Raw genomic sequence first — 26,641 nt, forward strand, 5'->3', positions numbered from 1 at the left:
GCTGAAGCCAGGAAACATGCGGCCTAGAGCCATGCAGCACTATGGAGACAGAACGTGACCGGCGAGTTGTATACAAAAATCGATTGAACGTAATACACATCGCGTTTATAAAGTCCCGCACCGCTTCACCCGCTCGGCCCCGGGGGTGAGATCGGCCAGTACTTCCCGGTTGTCGTGCCCGTCCGGCAACCAGCGACTGACAACAATAAAAACCGAGGTGTTGCATGTCCGTGGTAACTGAGCGCTCCCATACCGGCTCGCCCGTCGACCAGCGTTTGCCCTTGCTGCAGCTGCTGCTGGTCGGCTTCCAGCACGTTCTACTGATGTATGGCGGCGCCGTCGCCGTCCCCCTGATCGTCGGCCAGGCCGCCGGTCTATCCCGTGAAGAAATCGCCTTCCTGATCAACGCCGACCTGCTGGTCGCCGGCATCGCCACGCTGGTGCAATCGCTCGGCATCGGCCCGGTGGGCATCCGCATGCCGGTGATGATGGGCGCCAGCTTCGCCGCCGTGGGCAGCATGGTCGCCATGGCCGGCATGCCCGGCGTCGGCATGACTGGCATCTTCGGCGCCACCATCGCCGCGGGCTTCTTCGGCATGCTCATCGCACCGTTCATGAGCCGCATCGTGCGCTTCTTCCCGCCGCTGGTGACCGGCACCGTAATCACCTCGATCGGCATGTGCCTGTTCCCGGTGGCGATCAACTGGGCCGGCGGCGGCAAGGCGGCCGCCAACTTCGGCGCCATCGAATACCTCGCCCTGTCGTCCTTCGTGCTGGCGGTGATCCTGCTGATCAACCGTTTCCTGAAAGGTTTCTGGGTCAACGTCTCGGTGCTGATCGGCATGCTGCTGGGCTACATCATCGGCGCCAGCATGGGCATGGTCAGTCTGGACGGCATCGAGCAGCGCCCGTGGTTCGACGTGGTCACCCCGCTGCACTTCGGCACGCCGGAGTTCCATCTCGCCCCGGTCCTGTCCATGTGCCTGGTGGTGGTGATCATCTTCGTCGAGTCCACCGGCATGTTCCTCGCCCTGGGCAAGATCACCGAGACCGAAATCTGCCCCAACCGCCTGCGCCGCGGCTTGCTGTGCGATGCCGGCGCATCATTCATCGCCGGCTTCATGAACACCTTCACCCATTCCTCGTTCGCCCAGAACATCGGCCTGGTGCAGATGACCGGCGTGCGCAGCCGCTACGTCACCGCCGCCGCCGCGCTATTCCTGATTGCCCTGTCGTTGCTGCCCAAGGCCGCCTTCCTGGTCGCCTCGATTCCGCCAGCGGTGCTGGGCGGAGCTGGTATCGCCATGTTCGGCATGGTCGCCGCCAGCGGTATCCGCATCCTCCACGAAGCGGACATCGTCGACCGCCGCAACCAGCTGCTGGTGGCGGTGAGCATTGGCATGGGGATGGTGCCGGTGGTGCGCCCGGACTTCTTCGCCGCCCTGCCCCAGTGGATGGAGCCGATCACCCACAGTGGCATCGCAATGACCGCGATCTGGGCCGTGGTGCTGAACATCCTCTTCAACATCCTTGGCGAACAAGGCCGCGACGCCCTCTGCGGGCATCACTGAAACCCTTTCGCGGGCGTCTCCCGGACGCCCGCACCCAGCCGCGTATACTCCTTCGCGGCTTTTTTTCGCCTGCGGCTCTTAGCAGGAGCGGGCCAGCCCCTGGGGCTCAGGCCTCCGGACGGTAGCCCAGGCGCAGTCCACCCCACTGGCGTCCACGCACATAGATCGGCACCGAAAGATCGTGCATCAACTCGCCGGTATCACGGCAGTAGGTCTGCAGCAGCATTGGCTGATTGTGGCTGCCACAGCGCACGCCGGTGCGGTCGTTGAACAGGCGCTTGCTACGGCTCTTGAGCATGTCCACCTGCAGGTCGCCGCTCGGCGGATGGCTGAACGCCTGGTTGTGCGTCGGCACATAACCCTCGGCGGTACAGGCAATGGCGAACACCAGCCCTTCGTGGCGTTGCAGCAGGTCTTCCTGGATGCGCGGCAGCACCTCGTCGGTATAGCGGTCGAAACGCGTGCGGAACTTCTGTGGGCGGGTGCCGGGCAGCGGCTGGTAATCGCGGTCGAACAGGTCGTCCTGGCCGATGCGCCCGGTGTCGATATCCGTCTCGAAACGAGCACCAATAGCCTGCGCACCAGCACGGGCCAGGTCATAGATGCGCTGGTGGTAATCGTCCAGCGCGACCTCGGCCAGGCGCTCGCTGATCATTTCCGCCTGGGTTTCCAGCTGGACCGCTGCATCCGCCAGTCGGTGCGTCTGCTCATCGCTGACGCGCAGATCGCCGCGTACCTGCTCGACGGCAGCGAACAGGCTGTCCAGCTGGTTGCGGTTGATCTCCGCACCCTCGGCGATCTCGGTGATCTGGGTCTCCACGGTCGCGGCCAGCCCGGCGATATCCTGCAACTGACGGCCGGTGCTCTCTACCTGGTTGACGCCCAGGCCCAGATCGTCCGTAAGCTGGCGGATCTGCTCCACCACCTCCCCTGTCTGGCGCTGGATAACCTCGATCATCTGCCCCACTTCGTCAGTGGCCTCGGCAGTGCGCCCGGCCAGGCCGCGCACTTCCTCCGCCACCACGGCGAAGCCACGGCCGTGCTCGCCCGCCCGCGCCGCCTCGATGGCTGCGTTGAGGGCCAGCAGGTTGGTCTGGCTGGCGATGGACTGGATCACCTGGGTGACACGCTGGATGTCCTCGCTGCGCGCACTGAGCGTCTCGATCAGCGCACGGCTGGCGCTGGCGCGCTGGCTCAACTGGCGCATGCAATCGATGGCGGTCTGCAACTCGCTGCGCCCGGCGTCGCTACCTGCACGAGCCAGGGTCGCAGCCTCCTTCGCCTGACGGGCCAGGTTCGAAGTGGCGCGCTCGGTGTGGATCATCACCTCGGCGCTGCCGACGATCTGCTCAGCGGCCACCACCTGGGACTCCAGCTTTTCCACCAGACGCTGTACCGAGAAGGACACCCCGGCAGCGGACAGCGCATTGCGGCTGGTGCCCTGAGACAGCTCGCGGGTCAGCTCGGCGACATCCGGCAGTACCGCCAGCGCTCCGGCCGGCACAGCACGCTCGGGGATGAACCACGGCCCCCAAAGCAGCAAGGCAGTCAGCAGCAGGCACAACGACAATGACCAGCCGCCCAGCGCCTGGGCGATGAACAGCAGCACGAGGCCGCAAGTCTGCAGGGTAAGGATGAGGACGATACGCGGACGCGCGATATCCATGGCGGCAGCTCTCTTCTGGCGGGCCCTGCCGCTGCGCAACGCGGGCGCGCTGCCGGGGAGCCCGATTATTCTTGTCAGAGCCATTAGGCCGCCTGCTGCACCGGGCGGCTATCGTTCCTTAGTGGTAGACGAGGCGCTGCTTGAGTCGCTAAAGGCAACTGCGCGCCGCCTGTGTAATCAGATCGTCCGGGCTCGGTGCGTTGCGGCGGTAGAGCACCACATCACTGCCCCTGTCCGCTGCCGTCACCTCCAGCAGTTCCTCGGTGGTATCGTCCGAGGCGGCCGGCACCAGCAGCCGGTAGCCAAAGCGGATTTCCTTCACCGCCGACGCGGGACGTATTGCCCGCCATTTCGGCAGCAGGCAGGTCATGTAGACCGAGGGCGACTTGCCGCTCTCCAGCCGCAATGCCGGCGCCTCCTCCTTCAGCTTGCCCGGCGAGGAACAGGCAGCCAGCAGGATCAGCGGCAGCGTCAACATTAGGGGTTTCATCGAGTGAGATCCTTCTGTCAGGAATCCAGAGGGTAGCAGCTGAGCTCGTGCTGACCGCCCTATCAGGTCAATCCCGACCTCGACCGCCTGCCGGTTTCCGTGCGCTGCGCCGGCAACCCCGGTAAAATCACCGCCCTTTCCGTCAGCGCGAGCGATTTCGCGCCCCTTGCGAAGCCAGATATTCAGTCACCATGAGCACAGCCGCGACCACTGCAGCACCGACCGCCACCGCCCGCCCCGAGCCCTCCCGCCGCTTCAGTGTGGCTCCGATGATGGATTGGACTGACCGCCACTGTCGGTACTTCCTGCGCCAGCTCTCCAGCCACGCGCTGCTCTACACGGAGATGGTCACGACCGGCGCCGTGCTGCACGGCGATGCCGCGCGCTTCCTGCGCCACGACGAGTGCGAGCACCCGCTGGCGCTGCAACTGGGCGGCAGCAACCCGGCGGACCTGGCGGCGGCGGCAAAGCTGGCCGAGCAGGCCGGCTACGACGAAGTGAACCTGAATGTCGGTTGCCCCAGCGACCGTGTGCAGAACAACATGATCGGCGCTTGCCTGATGGGCCACCCGGCACTGGTGGCGGATTGCGTGAAGGCCATGCGCGACGCCGTGTCGATCCCGGTGACGGTCAAGCACCGCATCGGCATCAACGGCCGCGACAGCTACGAAGAGCTCTGCGACTTCGTCGGCCAGGTCCGCGACGCCGGCTGCCGCAGCTTCACCGTGCATGCACGTATCGCCATCCTCGAAGGCCTGTCGCCCAAGGAAAACCGTGAGATCCCGCCGCTGCGCTACGACATTGCCGCGCAGCTCAAGCGCGACTTCTCGGAGCTGGAAATCGTCCTCAATGGCGGCATCAAGACCCTGGAAGAATGCCGTGAGCACCTGCAGGTGTTCGACGGCGTGATGCTCGGCCGCGAGGCGTACCACAATCCCTACCTGCTGGCCCAGGTCGATGCCGCATTGTATGGTTCGCAGGAACCGGCCATCACCCGCGCCGAAGCCCTGGCGCGGATGCGCCCGTACATCGAGCGACACATCGCCGAGGGCGGCGCGATGCACCACGTGACCCGCCATGTCCTGGGCCTGGCCCAGGGATTCCCGGGGGCACGACGCTTCCGCCAGTTGCTCTCGGTGGACGTTCACAAGACCAAGGATTCCCTCGCACTGCTCGATCAGGCCGGAGAACTTCTCGCCGGTCACTGAGTCCCGTTGAGTGGCGCATCGGCCTCGGGTAAGGTCGATGCACTCTCTACGGAAGACGCGCCATGACCTCCAAGCTGGAACAACTCAAGCAGTACACCACGGTTGTCGCCGATACCGGCGATTTCGACGCCATTGCCCGCCTGAAGCCGGTGGATGCCACCACCAATCCCTCGCTGCTACTGAAGGCCGCCGCACTGCCGCGCTATACCGAGCATCTGGCCCGCGCCACCGAAGGTGCGCAGGGCGACGCCGGTCTCGCCTGCGACCGCTTCGCCGTCGCCGTGGGCAAGGACATCCTGGGCGTTATTCCGGGGCGCATCTCCACCGAAGTGGACGCCCGTCTGTCCTTCGATACCGAAGCGACGCTGCAGCGCGCGCACCGCCTGATCGAGCTGTATGACCAACAGGGCATCGGCCGCGACCGCGTGCTGATCAAGATCGCCTCCACCTGGGAAGGCATCCGCGCCGCCGAGCAACTGGAGCGCGAAGGCATCCAGACCAACCTGACCCTGCTGTTCTCCTTCGCCCAGGCTGCGGCCTGCGCCGACGCCGGCGTGTTCCTGATCTCACCCTTCGTCGGGCGCATCTACGACTGGTACAAGAAGGCCAACAACCGCGACTACGTGGGTGCGGAAGATCCGGGCGTGCAGTCCGTTTCGCGCATCTACCGCTACTACAAGGCCAACGGCTACGAGACCGTGGTGATGGGTGCCAGCTTCCGCAACCTCGGCCAGATCGAACAGCTCGCCGGCTGCGATCGCCTGACCATCAGCCCGGACCTGCTGCAACAGCTGGCCGACGCCCAGGGCGAGCTGCCGCGCGCACTGCAACCCGGTGGCGGCGAGGCGCGCCAGGTGTTGGACGAGAGCGCCTTCCGCTGGCAGATGAATGAAGACGCCATGGGCACCGAGAAGCTGGCCGAGGGCATCCGCCTGTTCGCCCGCGACCAGGAGAAGCTCGAGACGCTGCTCGCCGGCCGCTGAAAGCTGAGGACGAGCAAAAGCAAACCGGCGCCCCAGGGCGCCGGTTTGCATTGGGGCTCATCGAATCAGTGGCGCTCTAGCGCGCTCACCAGATCGTGGAAGGCCTCGCGGTTGGTCTCGTTCAGGCCCATCAGGATACGGTGGGCTTCGAGCACCTTGCCGCGCACCACCTCCTCGGACTGGTCCTGGGGAGGCAGATCGGTCAGGCAATCCGAACACGGAACCGGGCGATCAACAATGTTGAACACCTGGTCGAAGCCCATCGACTGCAGCAGCCGGGTGATGTCCGCGTTGGTGGTAACCAGCGTGGGCAACAGGCCGACCTTCTGCCGCGAGAGAATCGACAACTTCGCCAGGAGGCCCAGCGTGGTGCTGTCGATGCTCTGGGTTTCCGTGAGATCGATGATGATCGCCGAGAAATTCAACGCGGCGAAGATTTTTTCAATGGTGGCATCCAGCGCCGAACACAGGGTCAGTCGGACTTCGCCCACAAACTTCAGGACAAATGAGCCATCCTGCTCGGCGAACTGGATTTTACCGGTACTCATGCAAGGTTCCTGCTCAACACCAGCAAGGCAATATCATCCGGCATCTCGGACAACTTGGCCAGTCCGAAGACTTGACGCAGGCCGTCCAGGGTTCCGCCGGCGGCGACGACCTGCTCGGGCAGGGCCGTCTCCTTTTCCTTCAGCGTAGCTCCCGGAAGGACGTCGAGAATTCCGTCCGAGAACAGGGAAAGGCTGAAGGACTTGGGAAGATCGAGGACATGATCCTCGTAAGTCGCTTCGTCGAACAGCCCCACCGGCAGGCCACGGCCTTCCAGGTAACGGGCTTCGCCGTCGACATAAAGCACAGGCAAAGGCAGGTGACCGCCGATGCTGTAGGTCAGACGGTCGGTATCCAGGTCGATCACGCCACCGAGCATGGTCACGTGCTTGCCCAGGTTGCAGTTGATCAGCCCACGGTTGATGTGGCCGAGAACGTCCGACGGCTTGAATTCCGGCAACATGTCGTTGCGCTTGGATTCGTACAGCAGCCGCGTGGTCATGAACTTCAACAGCACGGTGACGAACGCCGACGAAGCGCCGTGGCCGGAGACGTCGGCCAGGTAGAAGCCGATGCGGCGAGCATCCACGCGGAAGTAGTCGACGAAGTCACCCGACAGGTACAGCGACGGGATGATCTGGTGGGAGAAGGCCAGGCCTTCGGACTCCCACGGCGTCTCCGGCAGCATGTTCATCTGTACCTGGCGACCGGCGTTCTGGTCTTCCTGGAGCAGGTTGAGGCTGGCCTGCAGCTCGCGGTTGGCGGTTTCCAGCTTCTCGCGGTAGCGGCGGTTTTCCGAGCGCAGGAAGGCGCGATCCAGGGCACGGCGTACCGAGTGTTCCAGGACGGCGAGGTCTTCCAGCGGCTTGATCAGGTAGTCAGCGGCGCCCAGGCGCAGCGCTTCGACGGCGTCGCTCATGACGCCGGCGCCGGACAGCACGATCACCGGGGTTTCCACCGCCATCTCGCTGACCCGACGGATCAGCTCGAGGCCGTCCATCTGCGGCATGCGCAGATCGCAGATCACCAGGTCGGGGAGTTCGTGCTCGAAGACTTTCAGGCCTTCCAGGCCGTTGGTGGCCTGTGTGACCTTGAATCCGCTGTCTTCCAGGTAGGCGGCGAGGCTTTCGCGGACGACGTCGTCGTCATCGATAATCAGCAGCGAGGCACTGGCTTTGTGCATGGGTCATCCAGGCAAACGGCGCCGGGGTTGTGGTTTGGCGCTCATTCTAGGGAACAGCGGCGCGGGTCGGTCGCGACAAGGCGCAGACACTACTCCCATCCGCTCAAGGGTTCAAGCAGACACCGCCCGCGCCACGATTGGCGCGGGCTGGAGGACAGGAAAGGTCTGCCGGCCAGGAGGATCAGAAGTCGTCTTCGACCTCGCCATCCTTGACCTTGAACTCGCGGTTCTGCAGGTAGGCGTTGCGGATGAAGGTGTACTTATCGCCGCTGATCAGCTTCTCGGACTTGAGCAGGTCGGCGCGGGTATCGACCACGTTGACACCGCGCAGGCTGTTACGCACCGATACATTATCGATATAGGGATACGGGCCGGTGTAGGCGTCCGGGATCAGCGAAGGTGCATCGCGCAGGGTGCTCGGGCCCAGCAGCGGCAGCATCACGTAGGGGCCGCTGCCCACGCCGTAATGGCCGAGGGTCTGGCCAAAGTCTTCGTCGTTGCGGCGCAGCCCCATGTGGGTGGCCACGTCGATGAAGCCCGCCAGGCCGAAGGTGGTGTTGAACAGCAGGCGGCTGGTGTCGACGCCAGCGTCGCGGAATTTCAGCTGCAGCAGGTCGTTGACCAGGTTCTTCACGTCACCGATGTTGCCGAAGAAGTTGTGCACGCCGTCCTGTACGACGTTCGGGGTGACGTACTGGTAACCCTGGGCCAGCGGTTTGAGCGCGTAGGTGTCGAGGGTGTCGTTGAAGGTGAAGATCGGGCGGTTGATGCTTTCCCACGGATCATCTTCGCTGGCGGCCTGGGCCACGAAAGGGAGGGTGGCAAGGCCAGCGGCGGCGAGCAGGCTGAAGCAGCGTTTCGTCCATTGGACGCCTAGTGGGCGCATCGGGAGTTCTCCAGTGAATGTCTATCGGGCCAGCCATGGCGGCCCCGCTATGCGGGCAGATTATATAGAGGCGCAACGGATTTGCAGACCCGGAACGATCTCGCAGGATTTCGATTCGGAGTCACGCACTGCCGTTTCGCTGGCTTCCAGTTGAAAGCATAGTGCCACTTCAGTCGGGATACCGTGCGTCGATGACAATTTCCAGCGCATCGGAGCGCCAGAACTCCTGGTCCCACTCCACCAGCCGGCCGTCCTCGACATAGCTGGCGCGTTCCACATACAGCCCAGGCGAGCCCGGCGTCAGTTGCAGTGGAGTCGCTCGCGCCGCCACCAGCGCCGTGGAATGCATAGCCAGCTCGGAGCGCGACAGGCTCAGCCCTAGCGCCTCACGCAATACACGAGTGAGCGAGGTATCCAGCCTGTGGTCGAGCAGACCTGGGCACCAGCTGGCATCCAGGGTGATTTCCTCGAGCATCACCGGCCGCTCATCGACCCAGCGTCGGCGCAGGATGTGGAAGACCTCGGCCTCTTCATCCAGCCCCATGCGGCGTCCGAGTGCCGGCCCAGCGGCGCGGCGTTCAGCAGCCAGGACCTCAGTACGCGGGACGCGCCCCTGAGCCTCCACGTAATCCATGAAGCCGGTGGTGCGCGTCGGGTTGTAGCGGATGCGCGGTGGCGAGACGAACCAGCCGCGGCGGTTCTCGCGGTACAGCAAGCCTTCGGTCTCCAGCTGCTGCAACGCTTCGCGCAGGGTCACGCGGGTGCAGCAGAAGCGCTCGGCCAGCTCGCGTTCGGCAGGCAGTCGCTGGCTCAGGGAGGTGTTGGCGATGTCCTGCGCCAGCTGGTCGCGAATGCGCAGGTAATGGGGCATGGGTTCGACCGGCATGGGCGTCTTCCGCAAAAAGGCGCGGCGATTATAACGGCATGCGGAGGACTTCATCGGACCGTCACATTGGCCCGCTAGTCTGGCCTAGACCAATTATCAGAAAAGCCCACCATGCCTGCGACTGCCGACCTTCCGCGTTTCACTACCCTGCTGTTCGGACTGTCGGGCGACCTGGTGGATTTCGGCGCAAGGACGCTGCCGGTAGCCCTGCAACGTACCTGCCCCGATTGTCCACCGGAACGCCTGACCAATGCCCTCACCCTGCCCCCGCAGGATGCCCTGGACCTTGCCCTGGGCCGCCGTGCCGATACCCAGGAGCGCAGCCGCTTCCAGTCCGCCCTGAACGATGCTGCCCAGGCCCACGCCGAGGCCACTCCAGGGGCCCTGGACGCCCTGCAGACGCTGCACCAGCGCGGCGTACCCTGCGCCTGGCTCGATGAGCTGCCCAACGCCGCCGCGCAGCACCTGGCCGGGGCCCTGGACGATCACCTGGCGACCGGCCTCGAGATTGCTGGCCGCCAATGGCCTGCGCCGGACTCCTGCTGGCAGGCACTGATGCAGTTGGACAGCCCACATCTGGACGGCTGCGTGCTGGTCAGCGGCCAGCCGCGCCTGCTCCAGGCGGGCCTCAACGCCGGCCTTTGGACCATCGGCCTGGCCGCCAGCGGCCCCCTGTGCGGTCACGCACCGGGAGACTGGGACGCCCTGGGCAACCTCGACCGCGACCGCCTGCGCGCCCAGGCCACTCTGGGTTTGTATCGCCTGGGCGTGCACTCGGTCATCGATCACCTGGGCGAGCTGGACTCCTGCCTGCAGGACATCGCCGGCCGCCGCCTGAAAGGAGAAAAACCATGAAGCACGAACGCCACCGCTTCCTCGACGAGCTGGCCGAACGCTTCGCCAGCCACGGCGCCGAACCTTACGGCGAGGCCGTCAGCCAAGGCGAGCACGCATTGCAGTGCGCCACCCTGGCCGAGCGCGCCGGTTGTTCCGACAGCCTGGTGATCGCCGCCCTGCTCCACGACATTGGCCACCTGTATGAAGACCCGACGCTGATCGAGGAACACGACCAGCGCCACGAAGAGTTCGGCGCCAACCTGCTGCGCGAGCTGCTGCCCGAATCCGTCTGGCAGCCGATCCGCCTGCACGTGGCTGCCAAGCGCTATCTCTGCGCAGTGGATCCGGCCTACCACGCGGGACTTTCCTGGGCCTCGCGGCAGAGCCTGGCGCTGCAGGGCGGGCCGTTCGACGAGCGCGGCGCCAGCGCCTTCCTCAACGCCCCCTTCTCCCAGGACGCGCTGACCCTGCGCCGGCTGGACGACCTGGGCAAGGACCCGGCGATGCGCACGCCGGAGCTGGAGCACTTCTTCCCGCTGCTCGAACGTCTCCTGCGAGTTGATCGGCATCAGGCAAGGGTGCGCGCGGCGAGTTAAGCTCAAAGACATGGCGATGGACCTTTTCCCTGCCGGGCGAGGTCCATCTTTGGGTACGTACCGCAGAAGGACACCACCATGCCGACACAACGCCTCCAGGAAGAACTCCAGGCCCTGCGCGAGCAGCTGGAGCGCCAGCCGCCGCTGAACGCGGAAGAGCGCGAATCGCTGCAGGCCCTGATCAAGGACATCGAGATGCAGCTGGCCAACGAGGAGGCGCTGGCCGACGAGACCCTGATGGACAACGTCAACCTGGCCGTGGAGCGCTTCGAGGCGAGCCATCCGACGCTGGCCGGGACGCTCCGCTCCATTGTGCAGAGCCTCGCCAACATGGGCATCTAGACCTGCCTGTCATGAAAAAACCCGGCCTTGGCCGGTTTTTTTTGTATCTGCGATTTACTGACGCAGTGAGCCTTACTGGCGCACCAGCCGGCGATTGTCCGGCTGCACCGCATCGCTGCTTCGGTAGGGGTTGATGTCCAACCCGCCACGGCGCACATAGCGCGCATAGACGGTCAGGCGAGTCGGCTGCAGCAGACGCTGAAGGTCGAGGTAGATCCGCTCGACGCACTGCTCGTGGAAGTCCTGGTGCTGGCGGAAGGATACGACGTAGGCCAGCAGGCTCGCTGCATCCAGCGCCGGCCCCGTGTATTCCACAACCAGGGTGCCCCAATCCGGCTGGCCGGTGACCGGGCAGTTGGATTTGAGCAGGTGGCTGTAGAGCACTTCATCGACACGGCGAGTGTCGTCGCAACGCAGCAGCTCCGGGCGTGGGTGGTCATAGCTCTGCACCACGACGTCCAGGTCATCGACGCAGGTGCCTTCGATGACGGCAACGCCCTCCCCAGCCACTTCATCCAGTCCACGCACACGCACAGCCACCGGCGCACCAGCGGCGGCGGACAGGTCACGCTCCATCACCGCACGCACGGCTTCGGCATTGTCGAAGGCGGTCTGGTTCAGCGAGTTGAGGTAGAGCTTGAAGGACTTGGACTCGATGATGTTCGGCGACTGCGCCGGAATCGCGAATTCGCCGATGGCCACCACCGGCTTGCCCGAGGAAGTCAGCCAGGACAGCTCATAGCAGTTCCACAGGTCGACGCCCTGGTACGGCAGGGTTTCCGCGGTCAGGCCCAGCTCCGCCCACTTGGTGGTGCGGGAGATCGGGAACAGCAGCTCCGGCGCGTAGGTGGAGACGTATTCGCTGGATTTGCCCAGGGGCGAGTGTTCGGCGGGATGCTGCATGGGGAAGACCTGCTGGATCGGCGATGCGGGTGGTAACGCGAGGCGGCGAGTGTATACAAATCCGCCGACCCTTTCAGCTTCCGGCGGACGAGCCGGATATTCCGACGTATCCAGCATGCGCCTTTGTAGGATGGGTGGAGCGGAGCGATACCCATGCTGCGTGCGCACCGAATCGATGGGTATCGCTTCGCTCCACGCCATCCTACGTCGGGCCAGTCAGAACCACATTCGCACGCCTGCGACCCAATAACCTTGCTCGTCATCCTCACCCTCGGCACGGGCGATATCGCCGCTGCGGCCATAGGTCTTGCTCCAGACGTAGCCGAAGTACGGCGCAAACTCCCGGCGCACTTCGTAGCGCAGCCGCAAGCCCGCCTCCAACTCGCTGCCACCGGCACCCACGCCAAGATCCCGGTCATCGGCCAGCGCCAGGTTGTATTCCAGCGAGGGTTCGAGGATCAGCCGCTGGGTCAGCAGCAGCTCGTATTCGGTTTCCAGGCGCAGGGATGGGTCGCCGCGCTCGCTGAGGAACAGGTTGGCGTCCACCTCGAACCACTGCGGTGCCAACCCCTGGAGACCGAGAACGGCATAGGTGCGCGACGGCCCCGGTTGGTCGTCATGGCGCACGCCCACCTGCCAGTCCCAGAAGTCCGCGACCATGCGCTGATAGAGCAGTTGCACCTCGTTGTCGGTAGTCGGGCCGCCGGCGTCGCGCTCGCCTTCCAGCTTCAGGCGCAGTTTCTGGTAGTCGGTGCCGTACCAACCCTGGGCTTCCCAGCCCAGGGCCTGGTCGTTGCCATGGAAACGGCTTTCCAGGCGCTGGATCAGCAGCGAGCCCATGGGCATGTCGTCCATCTCGGCACTTTCAGCGGGCAAGGCCAGGCCCAGGGTCGCCGCGCAGGCCACCGTTGCTATGCGTTTCATGGCGGTTCCTCAGAGGCTGGCGCTGGCGGGAGCCGGCTCGACGATGACCTTGCGCATCATGCCGGCGGCCATGTGGTAGATCAGGTGGCAGTGGAAGGCCCATTCGCCCAGTGCATCGGCGGGCACGTCGACGTCCAGGGTGCTGCCCGGCGCCACGCTGACCACGTGCTTGAGCGGGTTGAAGCGGCCGTTGCCCTTGTCCAGCTGCATCCACATGCCGTGCAGGTGCATGGGGTGGGTCATCATGGTGTCGTTGACGAAGCGAATGCGCACCCGCTCGCCGTAGGTCAGGCGGATCGGCTCGGCCTCGGAGTACTTCTTGCCATCGATGGACCAGAAGTAGCGTTCCATATTGCCGGTGAGGCGGAACTCGATGGTGCGATCCGGTGCGCGGTAGTCAGCGTAGGGGCGCATGGCCTTGAGGTCCGCGTAGACCAGCAAGCGATTGCCCGGCGCGGCCGGTTGCGGCGTCAGCCCGCTGCCCGGTGCGTAGTCGGACTTCGGCGCGGCAGCGCCCATGGCCGAGTGATCCATGCCGGCCATCTGCGAGTGGTCCATGCCCTGCATAGTCGAATGCCCCATCCCGGCCATGCCCGACGCTTTCACGTCATCGCCCTGCCCATCCATCGCCATGCCACTGTGGTCCATGCCTTCATGGCTCATGCCCATGTCGGCCATGGTCAGCAGCGGCCGTTCACGCAGCGCCGGCACCTCGGCCACCAGGCCCTCCCGGGGCGCCAGGGTGGCGCGGGCGTAGCCGCTGCGGTCCATGGCTTCGGCGAAGAAGGTGTAGGCGCGGTCTTCCTGCGGCTGGACGATCACGTCGTAGGTCTCGGCCACGGCGATGCGCAACTCGTCGACTGTCACCGGCTGCACGTCGTTGCCGTCGGCCTGCACCACGGTCATCTTCAGGCCGGGAATGCGCAGATCGAAATAGCTCATGCCCGAGCCGTTGATGAGGCGCAGGCGCACACGCTCGCCAGGCTTGAACAGGCCGGTCCAGTTCTGTTCGCTGTCCTGGCCGTTGACCAGGAAACGGAAGCCGGCGATGTCGGCGATATCCGTCGGCGTCATGCGCATGCCGCCCCAGTCCAGGCGGTCGCGCAAGGTCGCCATGAGCCCATTGACGCTGGAATCGGCGATGAAGTCGCTCAGCGTGCGCTGGTTGCGGTTGTAGTAGTCGCTCTGCTTCTTCAGGTTGGCGAACACGGTTTCCGGCCGGGTGTCGTGCCAGTCGGCCAGCAGCAGGGTGTACTCGCGGTCGTAGCGGTACGGCTCGCGCGCCTTCGGCTCGATCACCAGCGGGCCGTAGAGTCCCTCGATCTCCTGGAAGTCGCTGTGGGCGTGGTACCAGTAGGTGCCGGACTGCTTCACGGTGAAGCGGTAGGTGAAGGTCTCGCCGGGCTTGATGCCGGGGAAGCTGATGCCCGGCACGCCGTCCTGGGTATAGGGCAGGATCAGCCCATGCCAGTGCAGCGAGGTGTCACGGTCGAGGGTGTTGGTGACGCGCAACTCGACGTCCTCGCCCTCCTTGAAGCGAAGCTCCGGCGCGGGCGTGCGACCATTCACCGTCAGCGCCTTGCGGGCGCCGTCGGACAGTTTCAGCTCGCCCTCGCCAATCGTCAGGTCATACACGCCCGCCTGCACCGCCAACGGTGCCAGCAGCAACGCCCCCAGGGCCCATTCCCTTGCGCGGATCATCTCGGCGCTCCCGCTCAGGGCTTGACGATCAGTTTGCCGACCATGCCGGCCTGGTAGTGCCCCGGAATGTTGCAGGCGAACTCCAGGCTGGTGGCCTTGCTGAAAGTCCAGGTCAACTCGGCGGTCTTGCCCGGCTCCACCAGCACGCTGTTGGGGTCGTCGTGCTTCATCATCTGCCCCATCGGCTTATCGCCATGGCCCATCTTGCTGTGGTCCATCTTGCTCATGTCGTGCTGCATGCCGGTGGGGGTGAGCATGCCGGAGTCCATCATCTGCTGCATTTCCTTCTGGTGACCGGCGTGCATGGCGGCACTGCCCAGGTTGAACTCATGCAACAGGCTGCCCGTGTTGTGGATGACGAAACGCACGGTTTCGCCCGGCTTCACGTCGATGCTCTCCGGCTCGAAGAACATCTCGCCCAGCTTGACCTCCACGGTGCGTGTGGCCTGGGCAGCCTTGGCCGGCTTGCCGAAGTCGTAGGCGTGACCGGCATCGGCCAGGGCCGGCAGGCTGATGGCGGCGGCAAGACCGATGACGGAAGCTTGGAGCAGATGGCGCAGGGACATGGCGAATCTCCTTTCTGGAATGCTGGCCATGGTCGCTGTCAGCGGCTGAGGGTTACCTGTCGGGAAGATTACAACTCTGTCAGCTTGGCGCCCGCCAGCGCGGTACAGGGTATAAAGAGGGCGAAAAAAAAGCCCGCCGAAGGGCGGGCAAGGGGCAGCACGATGAGGCGGTTTCAGCAGGCCTGGCGCACCGTAGCGGCCTGTTCCTGCATGCGCTGGAAGGTGATATCCCCTCCCCCGTCAGCCAAGGCCGGCGTGACGGGGAAGAACAGCACGGCAAACAGCGTGGAGATGATCAGGTGCATGGCGGGCTCCTCGAAGACGCTGAACAATGAACTCACTGCCAGTGTGCAACGCGGACGCTGTCAGTTCGCTGACCGCCCCATTACCCTGATGACAGCCGCGCCCCGAGCGCCTGAATGGATACCCGGATGAAACTCCTCATCGTCGAAGACGAACCGCGCATCGGCCAGTACCTGCAGCAGGGGCTGAGCGAGGCAGGCTTTGCCGTCGACCTGACTGCCGACGGCGACGAGGGCCTGCAACTGGCCCTGACCGGCGAGCACGACCTGCTGATCCTCGACGTGATGCTGCCCGGCCGCGACGGCTGGCAGATCCTCCAGGCGCTGCGCCAGACCGGCAGCGCCGTTCCAGTGCTGTTCCTCACTGCCCGCGATGCCGTGGAAGACCGCGTACGCGGCCTGGAACTGGGCGCCGACGACTACCTGGTGAAACCCTTCGCCTTCGTCGAACTGCTGGCCCGTGTGCGTACCCTGCTGCGTCGTGGCGGCCAGCAACTGCAGGAAACCACCCTGCAACTCGCGGACCTCGAACTGGACCTGTTGCGCCGTCGTGTGCAACGCGCCGGCAAACGTATCGACCTGACCGCCAAGGAATTCGCCCTGCTGGAACTGCTGCTGCGCCGCAGCGGCGAAGTACTGCCCAAGTCACTGATCGCCTCCCAGGTGTGGGACATGAATTTCGACAGCGACACCAACGTCATCGAAGTCGCCATCCGCCGTCTGCGTGCCAAGGTCGACGATGACTTCCCGCAGCGTCTGATCCACACCGTGCGTGGTATGGGCTACGTACTGGAAGAGCGCGAAGCATGAGCGCACGCCTCTCCCTGGGCCTGCGCCTGAGCCTGCTGTTCGCCGCCTGCACCGCCGCCGTGTCGCTGCTGGCAGGCATCGTGTTCAGCCGCGCCAGCGAGGCACACTTCATCGAGCTGGACCAGCAGCTGTTGAGCGGCAAGCTGGCGATCTTTCGCGACGTGCTCAGCGAAGTCAGCAGCGCCGAGCAACTGGCGCCGCACACCGCCGAACTGCGCCGCGAACTGGAACGCCACCCCGACCTCGGCCTGCGACTGCAAGGCCCCGATGGGCAACGCTGGTTCTGGCAATTGCCGACAATGAACATGGCCAGCGACGAACCCCCTGCCTACCGCGAACTGCAAGCGCCCTTGAAGGCCGACCGACCCGATGGTCCGCAGCTCACCCTGATCCTCGATATCACTCACCACCAGCACTTCCTGCAACGCATGCAGCGGCTTATCTGGCTGACCATGGGCTTCTCCGCCCTGGCCACTGCCCTGCTCGGCGCCTGGGCCGCCCGGGCCAGCCTGCGGCCGTTGCGGCGCATGAGCGAGGTGGCGGCGCAGGTCAGCGCGCACTCGCTGACCACCCGCCTGGACGCCGGACAGATGCCGCAGGAGCTGCGTGGCCTGGCCGGCGAGCTGAACGCCATGCTGGCGCGCCTGGAAGAGGCCTTCCAGCGCCTGTCGGCCTTCTCCGCCGACATCGCCCACGAGCTGCGCACGCCGCTCACCGGACTGCTGACCCAGACCCAGGTGGTGCTGTCGCGCCCGCGCGGACTGGAGGACTACCGCGAGGCGCTGCACGGCAACCTGGAGGAGTTGGAGCGGCTCACCGCGATGGTCAACGACATGCTGTTCCTGGCCAAGGCCGACCATGGCCTGCTCACGCCCAGCAGCCAGCTCCTGGCGCTGGCCGGCGAGGTGGACGAGCTGCTGGAATTCTACGGGCCGCTGGCCGAGGAAAAGTCCATTCGCCTGGACCGCGATGGCGAGCTGTCGGTGCATGGCGATCGCGCCTTGCTGCGCCGGGTGCTGGCCAACCTGCTGGACAACGCCCTGCGCTTCACTGCGGACGGTGGGCAGATTCGCGTGCGCCTGGAGCCGGGCCGCCTGAGCGTGGAGAACCCAGGGCGGGAGATTCCTGCCGACCGCCTGCCGCGCCTGTTCGACCGTTTCTACCGCGCCGACCCGGCCCGCCGCGAAGGCCAGGGCGAACATGCCGGGCTGGGGTTGGCGATCTGCCGCTCCATCGTTCGCGCCCATGGTGGCGAGATTCGCTGCGAGTCGGCGCAGGGGTGGACGCGATTCGTCATCGAACTGCCGAACGTGTAGGAGCGAGGGGGACGCCCAGTCCTTGCTCGCGAACGGACTCACCGGCAGCACCATCGTTGAGGCGGTTCGCGAACAAGCTCGCTCCTGCAAGATCAAATGCCCGTCGCCCCAAACTGAGCCCGACGAAGGCTGGAAACGAAAAAGGCCCCAACCGGGGCCTTTTTAATCAGCTCAAGGCGCCGCTCACTGTCGCATGCCGCGCCCGCTCACCAGCAGGCGAATGCAGAACACATAGAGCAGCACGGTCGCCACCAGCATGAAGATCACCGCCGTGCCGATGCGGATGTCGGACACGCCGAGGATGCCATAACGGAAGGCGTTGACCATGTGCAGGATCGGGTTGGCCAGCGAGACGGTCTGCCAGAACGGCGGCAGCAGCGTGATCGAGTAGAACACCCCGCCCAGGTAGGTCAGCGGCGTCAGCACGAAGGTCGGGATGATCGAGATGTCGTCGAAGTTGCGCGCGAACACCGCGTTGACGAAACCGCCCATGGAGAAGATCGCCGCCGTCAGCACCACCACCAGCACGGTGATACCCAGATGGTGGATCTGCAGGTCGGTGAAGAACAGCGACAGGAGGGTAACGATCACGCCTACCGCCAGCCCGCGCAGCACGCCACCGCAGACGAAGCCCAGGAGGATGGTGTGCGGTGATACCGGCGAGACCAGCAGCTCCTCGATGTTGCGCTGGAACTTGCTGCCGAAGAAGCTCGAGACCACGTTGCCGTAGGAGTTGGTGATCACCGACATCATGATCAGCCCCGGCACGATGTACTGCATGTAGGTGAAACCACCCATGTCGCCGATCTGCCGGCCGATCAGGTTGCCGAAGATGACGAAGTACAGAACCATGGTGATCGCTGGCGGCAGCAGGGTCTGCGGCCAGATGCGCAGGAAGCGGCGGACTTCGCGGTAGACGATGGTGTTGAGGGCGACCCAGTTGGCGCGCAGTTCGTGACTCATACCGCCACCTTCGACAGATTCTTCTCCACCAGCGACACGAACAGTTCCTCCAGGCGGTTGCTCTTGTTGCGCAGGCTCAGCACTTGCACACCCTGGGCATTGAGCTGGACGAACAGACCGTTGATGCCCAACGATTTATCCACCTGAACTTCCAGGGTGTGATCGTCCACCAGACGGGCCGGATAGCCGTCGAGCTTCGGCGTTTCGCTGAGCGTGCCTTGCAGGTCGAGGTAGAAGGTCTCGACGTGCAGCTTGCCGAGCAGCTTGCGCATGCTGGTGTTCTCCACGATGGTGCCGTGGTCGATGATCGCGATGTTGCGGCAAAGCTGTTCGGCCTCCTCCAGGTAGTGCGTGGTGAGGATGATGCTGATGCCTTCGCCGTTGAGCTCGGTGAGGAAGTTCCACATCGAGCGGCGCAGTTCGATGTCCACGCCTGCGGTGGGTTCGTCGAGGATCAGCAGGCGCGGCTCGTGTACCAGCGCGCGGGCGATCATCAGGCGGCGCTTCATGCCGCCGGAGAGTTCGCGGGAAGCGGAGTTGCGCTTGTCCCACAGGCCCAGCTGGGTCAGGTACTTCTCGGCGCGGCCCTTGGCCACGCTCATCGGGATGCCGTAGTAGCCGGCCTGGGTGACGACGATGTCGAACACCTTCTCGAACTGGTTGAAGTTGAACTCCTGGGGCACTACGCCCAGGCAACGCTTCAAACCGTACGGGTCCTTGTCCAGGTCATGGCCGAACACGTTGACCGTGCCGCTGGTCTTGTTCACCAGGGTGGAGAGGATGCCGATGGTGGTGGATTTGCCGGCACCGTTGGGGCCCAGCAAGGCAAAGAAATCGCCCTCGGCGACGTCCAGGTCGATGCCCTTGAGGGCCTGGAAACCGTTGCCGTAGGTCTTCGTCAATTGACGGATGGACAGCGCGGAACTCATGGGTTTTCCCGTTGCAAGTCGGTGGAAAGACGCATGTCTTTGGAAAAATGGCCTGCTTGATAAGGGTACGCCGCGAGGATTGCAACCTCCGGGGCACGCGCAGGCATTCAGGTCAGGTCGGTCATTACTGCCGCACGGTAAGCCGGGCGTGCCTTCAGGCGGGCGTACCAGGCTTCGAGATGCGGCTGTGCCGGGCGCTCGATGGGCATTTCGAACCAAGCATAGATGAAGCTGCCCAGCGGGATGTCGCCCATGCCGAATTGTTCGCCGGTGAGGTACGGCTGCGTGGCGAGCGTGGCCTCGGGCACCGCCAACAGGGCCACGCAGGTATCGATGGCGGCCTGGATGGCGGTGGCGTCACGTTGCTCCGGCGGAGTGCGCAGGGTACCCCAGAACACGGTGCGGAACGGCGCGGCGAAGGACGAGGTGGTCCAGTCCATCCATTTCTCGGCGCTGGCGCGCTGCTGCAGGTCCTGCGGGTACAGGTCCGGAGCGTAGCGCGCAGCGAGGTAGCGGACGATGGTGTTGGACTCCCAGAGCACGAAGCCGTCGTCGTCCAGGGTCGGCACCACGCCATTGGGATTCAGCTCGCGGTAAGGCGCATCGTTGACCAGGCCGAACGCGCCGCCGGCGTCGATCCGCTCATAGGCCAGGCCAGCCTCCTCCGCGCACCAGAGCGCCTTGCGCACGTTGGAGGAATTCTTTCGGCCCCAGATCCTGAGCATGCTGCGCCTCTCTTGTTGTCGTCATTCGTTTGTCACGCGCCCAGCGGACGCGATTTCGGATGACGGCACCCTACCGGCAACGGCGCCAGGAAAAAAGACACACGTACTGATGGTCACTATCGATTGCTTTCATGGGCGATTGCTTTCATGCGAACGATGGCTTTACGGCCTGGCCGCTTCGCTGCGCATGTCGCCGTCCAGCGGTGCATCCTCGCCGGTGAACAGGTGCGGGTAGCACTGCCTGAGGTAGCCGAAGAAGAATTCCTCCGGCACATCGGGGAACTGGCCGTGGTCGCGCAGGTACTCCATGTGCCGCTCACCCTCGCGGTTGAACGGGTGGAAGACGCTGTCGTTGCGCCCGTCGAATTCCAGCGGCAGCACACCGAAGGCCTCGCACAGACCGATATCGAACGCCGGCGTCGCCTTCACCCAGCGCCCCTCGAGAAAGAGTTCGGTATAGCCGTGCATGGCGAACACTTCGCTGCGCAGCAGTTCCAGGAGGCGCGGCGTGGCCAAGTGGTTCTTCACGTCGGCCAGGCCAATCCGCGCGGGAATCCCGCAATGCCGCGCGCAGGCCGCCAGCAGCGTGGCCTTGGGCACACAGTAAGACTGCCCGGCCTCCAGCGCATGGCTGCCCCTGAGCGTCTGCGGGTCACGGCTGAACACGTAGGGGTTGTAGCGAATCCCGTCACGCACCGCGTAGTACAGGGCGACCGCCTGCTCCCGCGGGGTGCCACCGTCGCCCCGGTGATTTAGAGCGAACTCGATTACCCCAGGGTGGTCACTATCAACGAAGCGGCTGGGCTTGAGGTAGGGCTGCATGGCGTTTTCTCCGGGCTGGTCGTCCTTGGCTGGACCTTGAGATCCGGCTCCAGTCTAACCAGCGCCAACGCCTGTCCGACAAGGCGATCCGGCCAAGCTGTCCGGCCATGCGGCCATTGGTCCGATTCGGCCAGCTAAGCTTCCGGGGCATTGTGGCGGCATCCCTTGCAGGGAAACGCTCGTCATAGTGCTCGCGCACTCTCGTCACCAAGCCCGCTACGGCCTGCTGTCGCCGGGTTGGGCTGTCATGGAGGAATCCGCATGCTGCTCGTCTGGTTACTCGTCCTGATCCTCGGCGTCGCCTGGCTCGCGCACCGCCGCGCCGCACCGCTCAAGGCCCTCGGCATCGTCGCCGTGTACCTCGTACTGATGAGCCTGTTCAGCCACGCCCACGGTTGGATGGTGCTGTTGTGGCTGCTCTGGGCGGTGGTCGCGGTGACGATTCTCGCCACCGACCTGCGCCGCAGCCTGTTCACTTCGCGGCTGTTCGCCTGGTTCAAGAAGACCCTGCCGCCGATGTCCGAAACCGAGCGCGAGGCTATCGAGGCCGGTACCGTCTGGTGGGATGGCCAGCTGTTCAGCGGCCGCCCGGACTGGCACACGCTGCTGGCCTACCCCCGCGCGCAATTGACCGAAGAGGAACAGGCCTTCGTCGACGGTCCCACCGAGCAACTCTGCGCGATGATCAACGACTACCAGGTCGGCAAGGACATGGACCTGCCGCCCGAAGCCTGGGCGTACATCAAGAGCCAGGGATTCTTTGGCCTGATCATTCCCAAGGAATACGGCGGCAAGGGCTTCTCCGCCTTCGCCCACTCGCAGGTGGTGATGAAGCTCGCCACCCGCAGCGGCGACCTTGCCTCCACCGTGATGGTGCCCAACTCCCTCGGCCCGGCCGAACTGCTGCTGCACTACGGCACCGACGCACAGCGCCAGCGCTACCTGCCGCGCCTGGCCACTGGCGACGAGATTCCCTGCTTCGCCCTGACCAGTCCGCAGGCCGGTTCCGATGCCGGTGGCATGACCGACGTCGGCGTGGTCTGCAAAGGCCAGTGGGAAGGCGAAGAAGTCATCGGCCTGCGTCTCACCTGGGAAAAGCGCTACATCACCCTCGGCCCGGTGGCCACCCTCCTCGGCCTGGCCTTCAAATGCCATGACCCGGACCATCTGCTGGGCGAGGAGGAAGACCTCGGCATCACCCTGGCGCTGATCCCGACCGACACCGACGGCGTGCAGATCGGCCGTCGCCACGTGCCCCTGGGCGCTGCCTTCATGAATGGCCCCAACTCCGGCAAGGACGTGTTCGTGCCGCTCGACTACATCATCGGCGGCCAGGAAATGATCGGCAAAGGCTGGATGATGCTGATGAACTGCCTGTCCGTGGGCCGCTCGATTTCCCTGCCGGCGGTGGGCACCAGCGCCGCCAAGGCTGGCAGTTACGTCAGCGGCCGTTACGCCCAGGTACGCGAGCAGTTCAACGTGCCGCTGTCGGCCTTCGAAGGCATCCAGGAAGCCCTCGCCCGCATCGGCGGCAACGCCTGGATGATGGACAGTGCGCGCATCCTCACCGCCAACGCGGTGGACCTGGGCGAGAAGCCCTCGGTGCTCTCGGCCATCCTCAAGTACCACCTCACCGAACGCGGCCGCGAGTGCATCGCCCACGCCATGGATATCCACGGCGGCAAAGGCATCATCCTCGGCCCGAACAACTACCTGGGCCGTTCCTGGCAGGCCGCGCCAATCTTCATCACCGTGGAGGGTGCCAACATCCTCTCGCGCAACCTGATGATCTTCGGCCAGGGCGCCATCCGCTGCCATCCGTACGTGCTCAAGGAGATGGAACTGGCCCGCCGCGAGGACCAGGACCAGGCCGAGCGCGAGTTCGACGAGCTGTTGCTCGACCACATCGGCTTTGCCGTCAGCAACGCCGCCAGCAGCCTGTTGCTCGGCCTGGGCTTCGGCAGTTTCGACCAGGTGCCGGGGGACCGCATCAGCCGTCCGTACTACCGTGCGCTGAACCGCCTTGCGGCGTCCTTCGCCCTGCTTGCCGACTTCAGCATGATGATGCTCGGCGGCGAGCTGAAGCGCCGTGAACGCCTGTCCGCACGGCTGGGCGATGCGCTGAGCCACCTCTACCTGGGCTCCGCCGCGCTCAAACGCTACCACGACCTGGACAACCCGGATTACCTGCACCCGCTGCTGCACTGGGCCATGGAGGAAAACCTGGAGAAAGCGGAAGCCGCGCTGGCCGACCTGATCGACAACTTCCCCAACCGCGCGTTCGCCTGCCTGCTGCGCGTGCTGGTGCTGCCGCTGGGCCGTCGTCACCGTGGCCCGAGCGATAGGCTCGACGCCGAGATCGCTGAGATCCTCGGCCGCCCGCTGAGCGACCCAGCCCTGCAAGCGATACTTGCCGGCGCCCATCTGCCGACTGGCGCAGACGACCCGGTGGCCAAGCTCACCGTCGCTTACGACCAGCTCGCCGCCGCAGCCCCCCTGCAGAAGAAGCTGCACAAGGCGCTCAAGGAACACGGCGTCAATCCCAAGCCAGGGCAGTCACCTATCGATGCCGCCGCCGAGGCGGGCGTACTGGAAGCCGCGGAAGCGGAAACGCTGCACGCTGCCGAGCGCGCACGCCGCGCGGTAATCGACGTGGATGACTTCTCCAAGGAAGAACTGGCCGGCAACGCCGATTGACCGGTGGCTTGCACCCACGGGGCGCCTTCGGGCGCCTCTTTTTTCTCCGACGCACAGCCATGCCGGCCCGGACTATCGGGTGCACACTGAGAGCATCACTCCCATGGAGAACCGCACATGCGTCGATCCATCCTCCTGCTGCTCGCGCTGCTGGCCGGCAGTGTCCAGGCCGATCCCTGGCTCTACCCCAGCCGACCGCGCCCAGCGCCAGCGCCCAGCCCGGTCATCGACCCGATCCAGCAACAGCAGGACAGCCTGCGCCGCCAGCAGCAGTTGCGGCAGAACCAGCTCGACAGCCAGCGCCTGAACTACGAGGACCAGCGCCTGCAGATGCAGCAACAGGACCTGCAGCGCCAGCAGGACAACCAGCGGCGCTGGAACGAGCAGCGCCGGCAGAGCGACCAGATGATCCAGCGGCAGAAGAGCGAGCTGCAGCGCGACCAGCTGCAACAGCAGCAGCGCATCCTCGACCAACAGCGCCAGCAGATCGACAACCAGCGCCGACAGATCCAGATGCGCCCGCTCCGCTGATCGACCCGGCGGCAGCGCCGACGAAACCCGATATACTCCCCGGCCGTTTGCACACAGCTCCAGAGGAACCCCCATGGCCAGCGCCTATCTCGACCACCACATCGCCCTGCTCAACCACCTGCGCATAATCCTCGGCGCCCTGGGCGAAGCCGAGCAGGTTCCCGAGGACAACCACGGCTTGTTCCTCGAACGCTTCGACGAACTGCTGGTGGAACTGCCGCGCGACCCGGAAGGCGCCCAGTACCTGGGCCAGGACCTGATCAGCCAGATCTTCCACCGCTACCCGCAGATCGCCCACCTGATCCCGCGCGACCTGCTGTGGTTCTTCGGCGGCGACTGCCTGCACTACATGCCCGACGAAGAGCTGCAGATGTACCAGCAGCTCGACGAGCGTCGCTTCGAGGCCGAGGAAAACGGCGAGCCCTTCGACTGGAACCGCGAGAAGCAGGTGCTTGCGCTGCCAGACGACGCATCGAAGCACTGACGCCTCCCCCTCCCCAGCGCGGCGCCTGCCGCCGCGCCACGGACATTCTGTCCAGCGCTCCGTCCGCTCGGTTGACAAACTGACAAGGACACCCCCGACGCCTCGCCCGTAGCCTTTTGTTACTTTTTCAACACAAGGCAGGGAACGTCATGCTCAGCTTCAAAATCTCGTCCGGGGCCCACGAAAAGGTCCGCCGCGTCTCCAGCATCATCTGCACCGTGTTTGCCATCGGTTTCGTGCTGCTGATGTGCCTCACTGCCATTGGCGATCACCTGCGCGCCAGACGCATACTCGCCGACCACTCGGTAGTCAGCGCGCCACTGGTACTGGATGAAGTCACCGAGGAGCGTGGGCGCCGCGGGCGGACCAAGGAGATGTACCACTTCACCTATCAGTTCGAAGTGAAAGGCCAGCCCTACATCGGCCGCTTCGATGTCGCCGGCAGCAATGCCGACAAGTACCCGGAAGGCACCCTGCTGCAGGTCGCCTACTCCAACACCGACCCGGCCCACTTCGACCGCCTCGACCGGCTACAGGACCTCTCCGACACCAGCGGCCTGTTCACGCGCTTGGGAGTGGGCATCCTGGGCGCCGCGCTGATCAGTTTCATCATCCATCTACTGGCAACCCGACGCCTGTTCGTGCCCCGAGAAGTGCCAGCGGCCCCCTGAGCCGACAGCACAAAAAAGCCCGCAATCGCGGGCTTTTCTTCGAGCACGGCAAGGTCAGCGCCCGGAAGTTTCTCCCTCGACCTCTTCCTTCGCCGGGAACAACAGACTCGCCACTATCCCCAACATCAGGACGGCCAGCACGATGACCAGGCTGGTGTTGGCGTCAATGCTGTAACCGTGATGGAACAGGTGGCCGGTAGCGTTCAGGCCCAACTTGGCAGCGATGAAGAACAACAGCACGATCACCGCTTTCTCCAGGTGGACCAGGTAGCGCTTGAGCGCTTCGAGCACGAAGTACAACGTGCGCAGCCCCAGGATCGCGAACAACATCGCGGAGTAGACGATCAGCGGCTCGCGGCTAACGGCGATCACCGCAGGAACAGAGTCGAAGGCGAACAGCACATCGGACACCTCGACTACCACCAGGCACAGGAACAGCGGCGTGGCGAAAAGCGTGCCTTTGGCGGCAAGGCTGAGGCCCTTGTTCTCGGGCTTGCGTACTTCTGCTTCCAATTGCGTGCGCGTCGCGAAGAAGCGCCCGCCCAGTAGCTTCGGCCAAACCGGGAACAGCTTGCCGGCAAAGCGGTAGGCCAGGTGCTGGGAATAGTCCTCCTGCTCATCGTCATCGCCACCCTTGAACATCATCACGCCGGTCCAGGCCACGATCACTGCGAAGACGATCTCGACCCAGGGCCCGAATGCCAGCAGCCCGGTTCCGATGGCCACGAAGACGGCGCGGAACACGATGGCGCCAATGATGCCCCAGTAGAGAACCCGATGACGCAAGCTATCCGGCACCTTGAACCAGGCGAAGATGGCGATGAACACGAACAGGTTGTCGACACTCAGTACCTTTTCCAGCGCATAGCCGGTGAGGAACAGACTGGCCACCAGGCTGCCGTGCTGGAAGTAGAGGAAGCCAGCGAAGGCCAGGGAGATCGCGACCCAGAAGCACGACCAGCCTGCCGCACCCGCCAACGAAACGGGTTTGTTATCGCGATGGGTCACCATGTCCAGCAGCAGTGCTGCCAGGGCGAGCCCGACGAAGACCGCCATCGTCAGCGGGGGAAAACCAATGTGTGTCTGTTCCACGATTGCAGCTC

General features: G+C 64.8%; 28 protein-coding genes. 12 read left to right on the plus strand and 16 right to left on the minus strand.

Features of this window, described 5'->3' with window-relative positions; all coding sequences use genetic code 11:
• Positions 1–224 precede the first annotated feature (224 nt).
• Positions 225–1,571 (plus strand): nucleobase:cation symporter-2 family protein, encoded by a 1,347-nt coding sequence (locus ACKI1H_RS23950; protein ID WP_138521773.1) that lies wholly within the window; start codon positions 225–227, stop codon positions 1,569–1,571.
• A 106-nt stretch (positions 1,572–1,677) separates the two neighbouring features.
• Here the strand turns inward: ACKI1H_RS23950 and ACKI1H_RS23955 are convergent, their stop codons facing one another.
• Together ACKI1H_RS23955 and ACKI1H_RS23960 are read right to left on the minus strand one after the other, a co-directional pair.
• Positions 1,678–3,321, minus strand: a complete 1,644-nt coding sequence (locus tag ACKI1H_RS23955) for a methyl-accepting chemotaxis protein (RefSeq protein ID WP_440466582.1) — start codon at positions 3,319–3,321, stop codon at positions 1,678–1,680.
• A gap of 64 nt (positions 3,322–3,385) precedes the next feature.
• The gene (locus tag ACKI1H_RS23960; protein WP_440466583.1) at positions 3,386–3,727 is read right to left on the minus strand and encodes a hypothetical protein; all 342 of its coding nucleotides are present in this window, start codon (positions 3,725–3,727) and stop codon (positions 3,386–3,388) included.
• A gap of 191 nt (positions 3,728–3,918) precedes the next feature.
• Between ACKI1H_RS23960 and dusA the strand changes: the two genes are divergently transcribed.
• Together dusA and tal are read left to right on the plus strand one after the other, a co-directional pair.
• On the plus strand, positions 3,919–4,935 hold the full coding sequence (dusA, locus tag ACKI1H_RS23965; protein WP_440466584.1) for a tRNA dihydrouridine(20/20a) synthase DusA: 1,017 nt from the start codon (positions 3,919–3,921) through the stop codon (positions 4,933–4,935).
• 62 nt (positions 4,936–4,997) lie between these two features.
• A complete protein-coding gene (gene tal, locus ACKI1H_RS23970) occupies positions 4,998–5,918 on the plus strand; it encodes a transaldolase (protein ID WP_440466585.1) in 921 nt (306 codons plus the stop codon).
• 65 nt (positions 5,919–5,983) lie between these two features.
• On the opposite strand, the gene rssC is transcribed toward tal, so the two are convergent.
• The 4 genes from rssC to ACKI1H_RS23990 all read right to left on the minus strand — a co-directional run bounded on the left by rssC (position 5,984) and on the right by ACKI1H_RS23990 (position 9,419).
• Entirely contained in the window at positions 5,984–6,466 is a 483-nt protein-coding gene (gene rssC, locus ACKI1H_RS23975; RefSeq protein ID WP_138521783.1) for an anti-sigma factor antagonist RssC, read from the minus strand.
• Positions 6,463–7,647: a two-component system response regulator RssB gene (gene rssB / locus ACKI1H_RS23980; protein WP_045209020.1), complete on the minus strand. Its 1,185-nt coding sequence runs from the start codon at positions 7,645–7,647 to the stop codon at positions 6,463–6,465. The genes rssC and rssB overlap by 4 nt, the downstream gene beginning before the upstream one ends.
• 181 nt (positions 7,648–7,828) lie before the next feature.
• Positions 7,829–8,533: an MlaA family lipoprotein gene (locus tag ACKI1H_RS23985; protein WP_138521785.1), complete on the minus strand. Its 705-nt coding sequence runs from the start codon at positions 8,531–8,533 to the stop codon at positions 7,829–7,831.
• 169 nt (positions 8,534–8,702) lie between these two features.
• A complete protein-coding gene (locus tag ACKI1H_RS23990; RefSeq protein WP_440466586.1) occupies positions 8,703–9,419 on the minus strand; it encodes a UTRA domain-containing protein in 717 nt (238 codons plus the stop codon).
• Positions 9,420–9,530: 111 nt separating this feature from the next.
• Between ACKI1H_RS23990 and ACKI1H_RS23995 the strand changes: the two genes are divergently transcribed.
• The 3 genes from ACKI1H_RS23995 (at position 9,531) to ACKI1H_RS24005 (ending at position 11,194) form a co-directional block, all read left to right on the plus strand.
• Positions 9,531–10,274 carry an HAD family phosphatase gene (locus ACKI1H_RS23995; protein WP_138521789.1) on the plus strand — a complete coding sequence of 248 codons (744 nt, stop codon included), beginning with the start codon at positions 9,531–9,533 and terminating at the stop codon, positions 10,272–10,274.
• Entirely contained in the window at positions 10,271–10,852 is a 582-nt protein-coding gene (locus ACKI1H_RS24000; protein WP_440466587.1) for a phosphonate degradation HD-domain oxygenase, read from the plus strand. The genes ACKI1H_RS23995 and ACKI1H_RS24000 overlap by 4 nt, the downstream gene beginning before the upstream one ends.
• 78 nt (positions 10,853–10,930) lie before the next feature.
• Positions 10,931–11,194, plus strand: coding sequence for a DUF4404 family protein (locus tag ACKI1H_RS24005; protein WP_138521793.1), 264 nt, complete (start codon positions 10,931–10,933; stop codon positions 11,192–11,194).
• Between the two features lie 72 nt (positions 11,195–11,266).
• Here ACKI1H_RS24005 and queF read toward each other — a convergent pair whose 3' ends face one another.
• The 5 genes from queF to ACKI1H_RS24030 all read right to left on the minus strand — a co-directional run bounded on the left by queF (position 11,267) and on the right by ACKI1H_RS24030 (position 15,593).
• Positions 11,267–12,097: an NADPH-dependent 7-cyano-7-deazaguanine reductase QueF gene (queF, locus tag ACKI1H_RS24010; protein ID WP_440466588.1), complete on the minus strand. Its 831-nt coding sequence runs from the start codon at positions 12,095–12,097 to the stop codon at positions 11,267–11,269.
• Between the two features lie 216 nt (positions 12,098–12,313).
• Positions 12,314–13,021: a copper resistance protein B gene (locus ACKI1H_RS24015; protein WP_440466589.1), complete on the minus strand. Its 708-nt coding sequence runs from the start codon at positions 13,019–13,021 to the stop codon at positions 12,314–12,316.
• A gap of 9 nt (positions 13,022–13,030) precedes the next feature.
• On the minus strand, positions 13,031–14,722 hold the full coding sequence (locus ACKI1H_RS24020; RefSeq protein ID WP_440466590.1) for a copper resistance system multicopper oxidase: 1,692 nt from the start codon (positions 14,720–14,722) through the stop codon (positions 13,031–13,033).
• A gap of 14 nt (positions 14,723–14,736) precedes the next feature.
• Entirely contained in the window at positions 14,737–15,288 is a 552-nt protein-coding gene (gene copI, locus ACKI1H_RS24025) for a copper-resistant cuproprotein CopI (protein WP_440466591.1), read from the minus strand.
• A 173-nt stretch (positions 15,289–15,461) separates the two neighbouring features.
• The gene (locus ACKI1H_RS24030) at positions 15,462–15,593 is read right to left on the minus strand and encodes a co-regulatory protein PtrA N-terminal domain-containing protein (RefSeq protein WP_017517502.1); all 132 of its coding nucleotides are present in this window, start codon (positions 15,591–15,593) and stop codon (positions 15,462–15,464) included.
• Positions 15,594–15,719: 126 nt separating this feature from the next.
• On the opposite strand from ACKI1H_RS24030, the gene ACKI1H_RS24035 reads away from it, so the two are divergent.
• Together ACKI1H_RS24035 and ACKI1H_RS24040 are read left to right on the plus strand one after the other, a co-directional pair.
• Entirely contained in the window at positions 15,720–16,400 is a 681-nt protein-coding gene (locus tag ACKI1H_RS24035; RefSeq protein ID WP_138521803.1) for a heavy metal response regulator transcription factor, read from the plus strand.
• A complete protein-coding gene (locus ACKI1H_RS24040; RefSeq protein ID WP_138521805.1) occupies positions 16,397–17,716 on the plus strand; it encodes a heavy metal sensor histidine kinase in 1,320 nt (439 codons plus the stop codon). The genes ACKI1H_RS24035 and ACKI1H_RS24040 overlap by 4 nt, the downstream gene beginning before the upstream one ends.
• Positions 17,717–17,899: 183 nt before the next feature.
• On the opposite strand, the gene ACKI1H_RS24045 is transcribed toward ACKI1H_RS24040, so the two are convergent.
• The 4 genes from ACKI1H_RS24045 to ACKI1H_RS24060 form a co-directional block, all read right to left on the minus strand.
• On the minus strand, positions 17,900–18,679 hold the full coding sequence (locus ACKI1H_RS24045) for an ABC transporter permease (protein ID WP_138521807.1): 780 nt from the start codon (positions 18,677–18,679) through the stop codon (positions 17,900–17,902).
• Positions 18,676–19,608, minus strand: coding sequence for an ABC transporter ATP-binding protein (locus tag ACKI1H_RS24050; protein WP_138521809.1), 933 nt, complete (start codon positions 19,606–19,608; stop codon positions 18,676–18,678). The genes ACKI1H_RS24045 and ACKI1H_RS24050 overlap by 4 nt, the downstream gene beginning before the upstream one ends.
• A 107-nt stretch (positions 19,609–19,715) precedes the next feature.
• Positions 19,716–20,333 (minus strand): glutathione S-transferase, encoded by a 618-nt coding sequence (locus ACKI1H_RS24055; RefSeq protein WP_138521811.1) that lies wholly within the window; start codon positions 20,331–20,333, stop codon positions 19,716–19,718.
• 162 nt (positions 20,334–20,495) lie between these two features.
• Positions 20,496–21,155: a transglutaminase-like domain-containing protein gene (locus ACKI1H_RS24060; protein WP_280055730.1), complete on the minus strand. Its 660-nt coding sequence runs from the start codon at positions 21,153–21,155 to the stop codon at positions 20,496–20,498.
• A gap of 261 nt (positions 21,156–21,416) precedes the next feature.
• Here ACKI1H_RS24060 and ACKI1H_RS24065 point away from each other — a divergent pair, with 261 nt between their 5' ends.
• The 4 genes from ACKI1H_RS24065 to ACKI1H_RS24080 all read left to right on the plus strand — a co-directional run bounded on the left by ACKI1H_RS24065 (position 21,417) and on the right by ACKI1H_RS24080 (position 25,538).
• Entirely contained in the window at positions 21,417–23,852 is a 2,436-nt protein-coding gene (locus ACKI1H_RS24065; RefSeq protein ID WP_440466592.1) for an acyl-CoA dehydrogenase, read from the plus strand.
• Positions 23,853–23,969: 117 nt separating this feature from the next.
• Positions 23,970–24,383 (plus strand): PA2816 family glutamine-rich protein, encoded by a 414-nt coding sequence (locus ACKI1H_RS24070; RefSeq protein WP_138521817.1) that lies wholly within the window; start codon positions 23,970–23,972, stop codon positions 24,381–24,383.
• A 73-nt stretch (positions 24,384–24,456) separates the two neighbouring features.
• Complete coding sequence (locus tag ACKI1H_RS24075) at positions 24,457–24,867, plus strand: PA2817 family protein (protein WP_440466593.1); 411 nt, start codon at positions 24,457–24,459, stop codon at positions 24,865–24,867.
• Positions 24,868–25,016: 149 nt separating this feature from the next.
• A complete protein-coding gene (locus ACKI1H_RS24080) occupies positions 25,017–25,538 on the plus strand; it encodes a DUF3592 domain-containing protein (RefSeq protein WP_440466594.1) in 522 nt (173 codons plus the stop codon).
• 54 nt (positions 25,539–25,592) lie between these two features.
• Here the strand turns inward: ACKI1H_RS24080 and ACKI1H_RS24085 are convergent, their stop codons facing one another.
• Positions 25,593–26,630 carry a TerC/Alx family metal homeostasis membrane protein gene (locus tag ACKI1H_RS24085; RefSeq protein WP_440466595.1) on the minus strand — a complete coding sequence of 346 codons (1,038 nt, stop codon included), beginning with the start codon at positions 26,628–26,630 and terminating at the stop codon, positions 25,593–25,595.
• Positions 26,631–26,641 lie beyond the last annotated feature (11 nt).

Source organism: Pseudomonas sp. YH-1 (genome assembly GCF_051990045.1).
GTDB lineage: Bacteria > Pseudomonadota > Gammaproteobacteria > Pseudomonadales > Pseudomonadaceae > Pseudomonas > Pseudomonas nicosulfuronedens.

What these genes read in the sequence shown, in the direction of transcription:
- ACKI1H_RS23950 (WP_138521773.1), top strand. Translation starts at nt 225, where the DNA reads ATGTCCGTGGTAACTGAGCGCTCCCATACCGGCTCGCCCGTCGACCAG.
- ACKI1H_RS23955 (WP_440466582.1), bottom strand. Translation starts at nt 3,321, where the DNA reads ATGGCTCTGACAAGAATAATCGGGCTCCCCGGCAGCGCGCCCGCGTTG.
- ACKI1H_RS23960 (WP_440466583.1), bottom strand. Translation starts at nt 3,727, where the DNA reads ATGAAACCCCTAATGTTGACGCTGCCGCTGATCCTGCTGGCTGCCTGT.
- dusA (WP_440466584.1), top strand. Translation starts at nt 3,919, where the DNA reads ATGAGCACAGCCGCGACCACTGCAGCACCGACCGCCACCGCCCGCCCC.
- tal (WP_440466585.1), top strand. Translation starts at nt 4,998, where the DNA reads ATGACCTCCAAGCTGGAACAACTCAAGCAGTACACCACGGTTGTCGCC.
- rssC (WP_138521783.1), bottom strand. Translation starts at nt 6,466, where the DNA reads ATGAGTACCGGTAAAATCCAGTTCGCCGAGCAGGATGGCTCATTTGTC.
- rssB (WP_045209020.1), bottom strand. Translation starts at nt 7,647, where the DNA reads ATGCACAAAGCCAGTGCCTCGCTGCTGATTATCGATGACGACGACGTC.
- ACKI1H_RS23985 (WP_138521785.1), bottom strand. Translation starts at nt 8,533, where the DNA reads ATGCGCCCACTAGGCGTCCAATGGACGAAACGCTGCTTCAGCCTGCTC.
- ACKI1H_RS23990 (WP_440466586.1), bottom strand. Translation starts at nt 9,419, where the DNA reads ATGCCGGTCGAACCCATGCCCCATTACCTGCGCATTCGCGACCAGCTG.
- ACKI1H_RS23995 (WP_138521789.1), top strand. Translation starts at nt 9,531, where the DNA reads ATGCCTGCGACTGCCGACCTTCCGCGTTTCACTACCCTGCTGTTCGGA.
- ACKI1H_RS24000 (WP_440466587.1), top strand. Translation starts at nt 10,271, where the DNA reads ATGAAGCACGAACGCCACCGCTTCCTCGACGAGCTGGCCGAACGCTTC.
- ACKI1H_RS24005 (WP_138521793.1), top strand. Translation starts at nt 10,931, where the DNA reads ATGCCGACACAACGCCTCCAGGAAGAACTCCAGGCCCTGCGCGAGCAG.
- queF (WP_440466588.1), bottom strand. Translation starts at nt 12,097, where the DNA reads ATGCAGCATCCCGCCGAACACTCGCCCCTGGGCAAATCCAGCGAATAC.
- ACKI1H_RS24015 (WP_440466589.1), bottom strand. Translation starts at nt 13,021, where the DNA reads ATGAAACGCATAGCAACGGTGGCCTGCGCGGCGACCCTGGGCCTGGCC.
- ACKI1H_RS24020 (WP_440466590.1), bottom strand. Translation starts at nt 14,722, where the DNA reads ATGATCCGCGCAAGGGAATGGGCCCTGGGGGCGTTGCTGCTGGCACCG.
- copI (WP_440466591.1), bottom strand. Translation starts at nt 15,288, where the DNA reads ATGTCCCTGCGCCATCTGCTCCAAGCTTCCGTCATCGGTCTTGCCGCC.
- ACKI1H_RS24030 (WP_017517502.1), bottom strand. Translation starts at nt 15,593, where the DNA reads ATGCACCTGATCATCTCCACGCTGTTTGCCGTGCTGTTCTTCCCCGTC.
- ACKI1H_RS24035 (WP_138521803.1), top strand. Translation starts at nt 15,720, where the DNA reads ATGAAACTCCTCATCGTCGAAGACGAACCGCGCATCGGCCAGTACCTG.
- ACKI1H_RS24040 (WP_138521805.1), top strand. Translation starts at nt 16,397, where the DNA reads ATGAGCGCACGCCTCTCCCTGGGCCTGCGCCTGAGCCTGCTGTTCGCC.
- ACKI1H_RS24045 (WP_138521807.1), bottom strand. Translation starts at nt 18,679, where the DNA reads ATGAGTCACGAACTGCGCGCCAACTGGGTCGCCCTCAACACCATCGTC.
- ACKI1H_RS24050 (WP_138521809.1), bottom strand. Translation starts at nt 19,608, where the DNA reads ATGAGTTCCGCGCTGTCCATCCGTCAATTGACGAAGACCTACGGCAAC.
- ACKI1H_RS24055 (WP_138521811.1), bottom strand. Translation starts at nt 20,333, where the DNA reads ATGCTCAGGATCTGGGGCCGAAAGAATTCCTCCAACGTGCGCAAGGCG.
- ACKI1H_RS24060 (WP_280055730.1), bottom strand. Translation starts at nt 21,155, where the DNA reads ATGCAGCCCTACCTCAAGCCCAGCCGCTTCGTTGATAGTGACCACCCT.
- ACKI1H_RS24065 (WP_440466592.1), top strand. Translation starts at nt 21,417, where the DNA reads ATGCTGCTCGTCTGGTTACTCGTCCTGATCCTCGGCGTCGCCTGGCTC.
- ACKI1H_RS24070 (WP_138521817.1), top strand. Translation starts at nt 23,970, where the DNA reads ATGCGTCGATCCATCCTCCTGCTGCTCGCGCTGCTGGCCGGCAGTGTC.
- ACKI1H_RS24075 (WP_440466593.1), top strand. Translation starts at nt 24,457, where the DNA reads ATGGCCAGCGCCTATCTCGACCACCACATCGCCCTGCTCAACCACCTG.
- ACKI1H_RS24080 (WP_440466594.1), top strand. Translation starts at nt 25,017, where the DNA reads ATGCTCAGCTTCAAAATCTCGTCCGGGGCCCACGAAAAGGTCCGCCGC.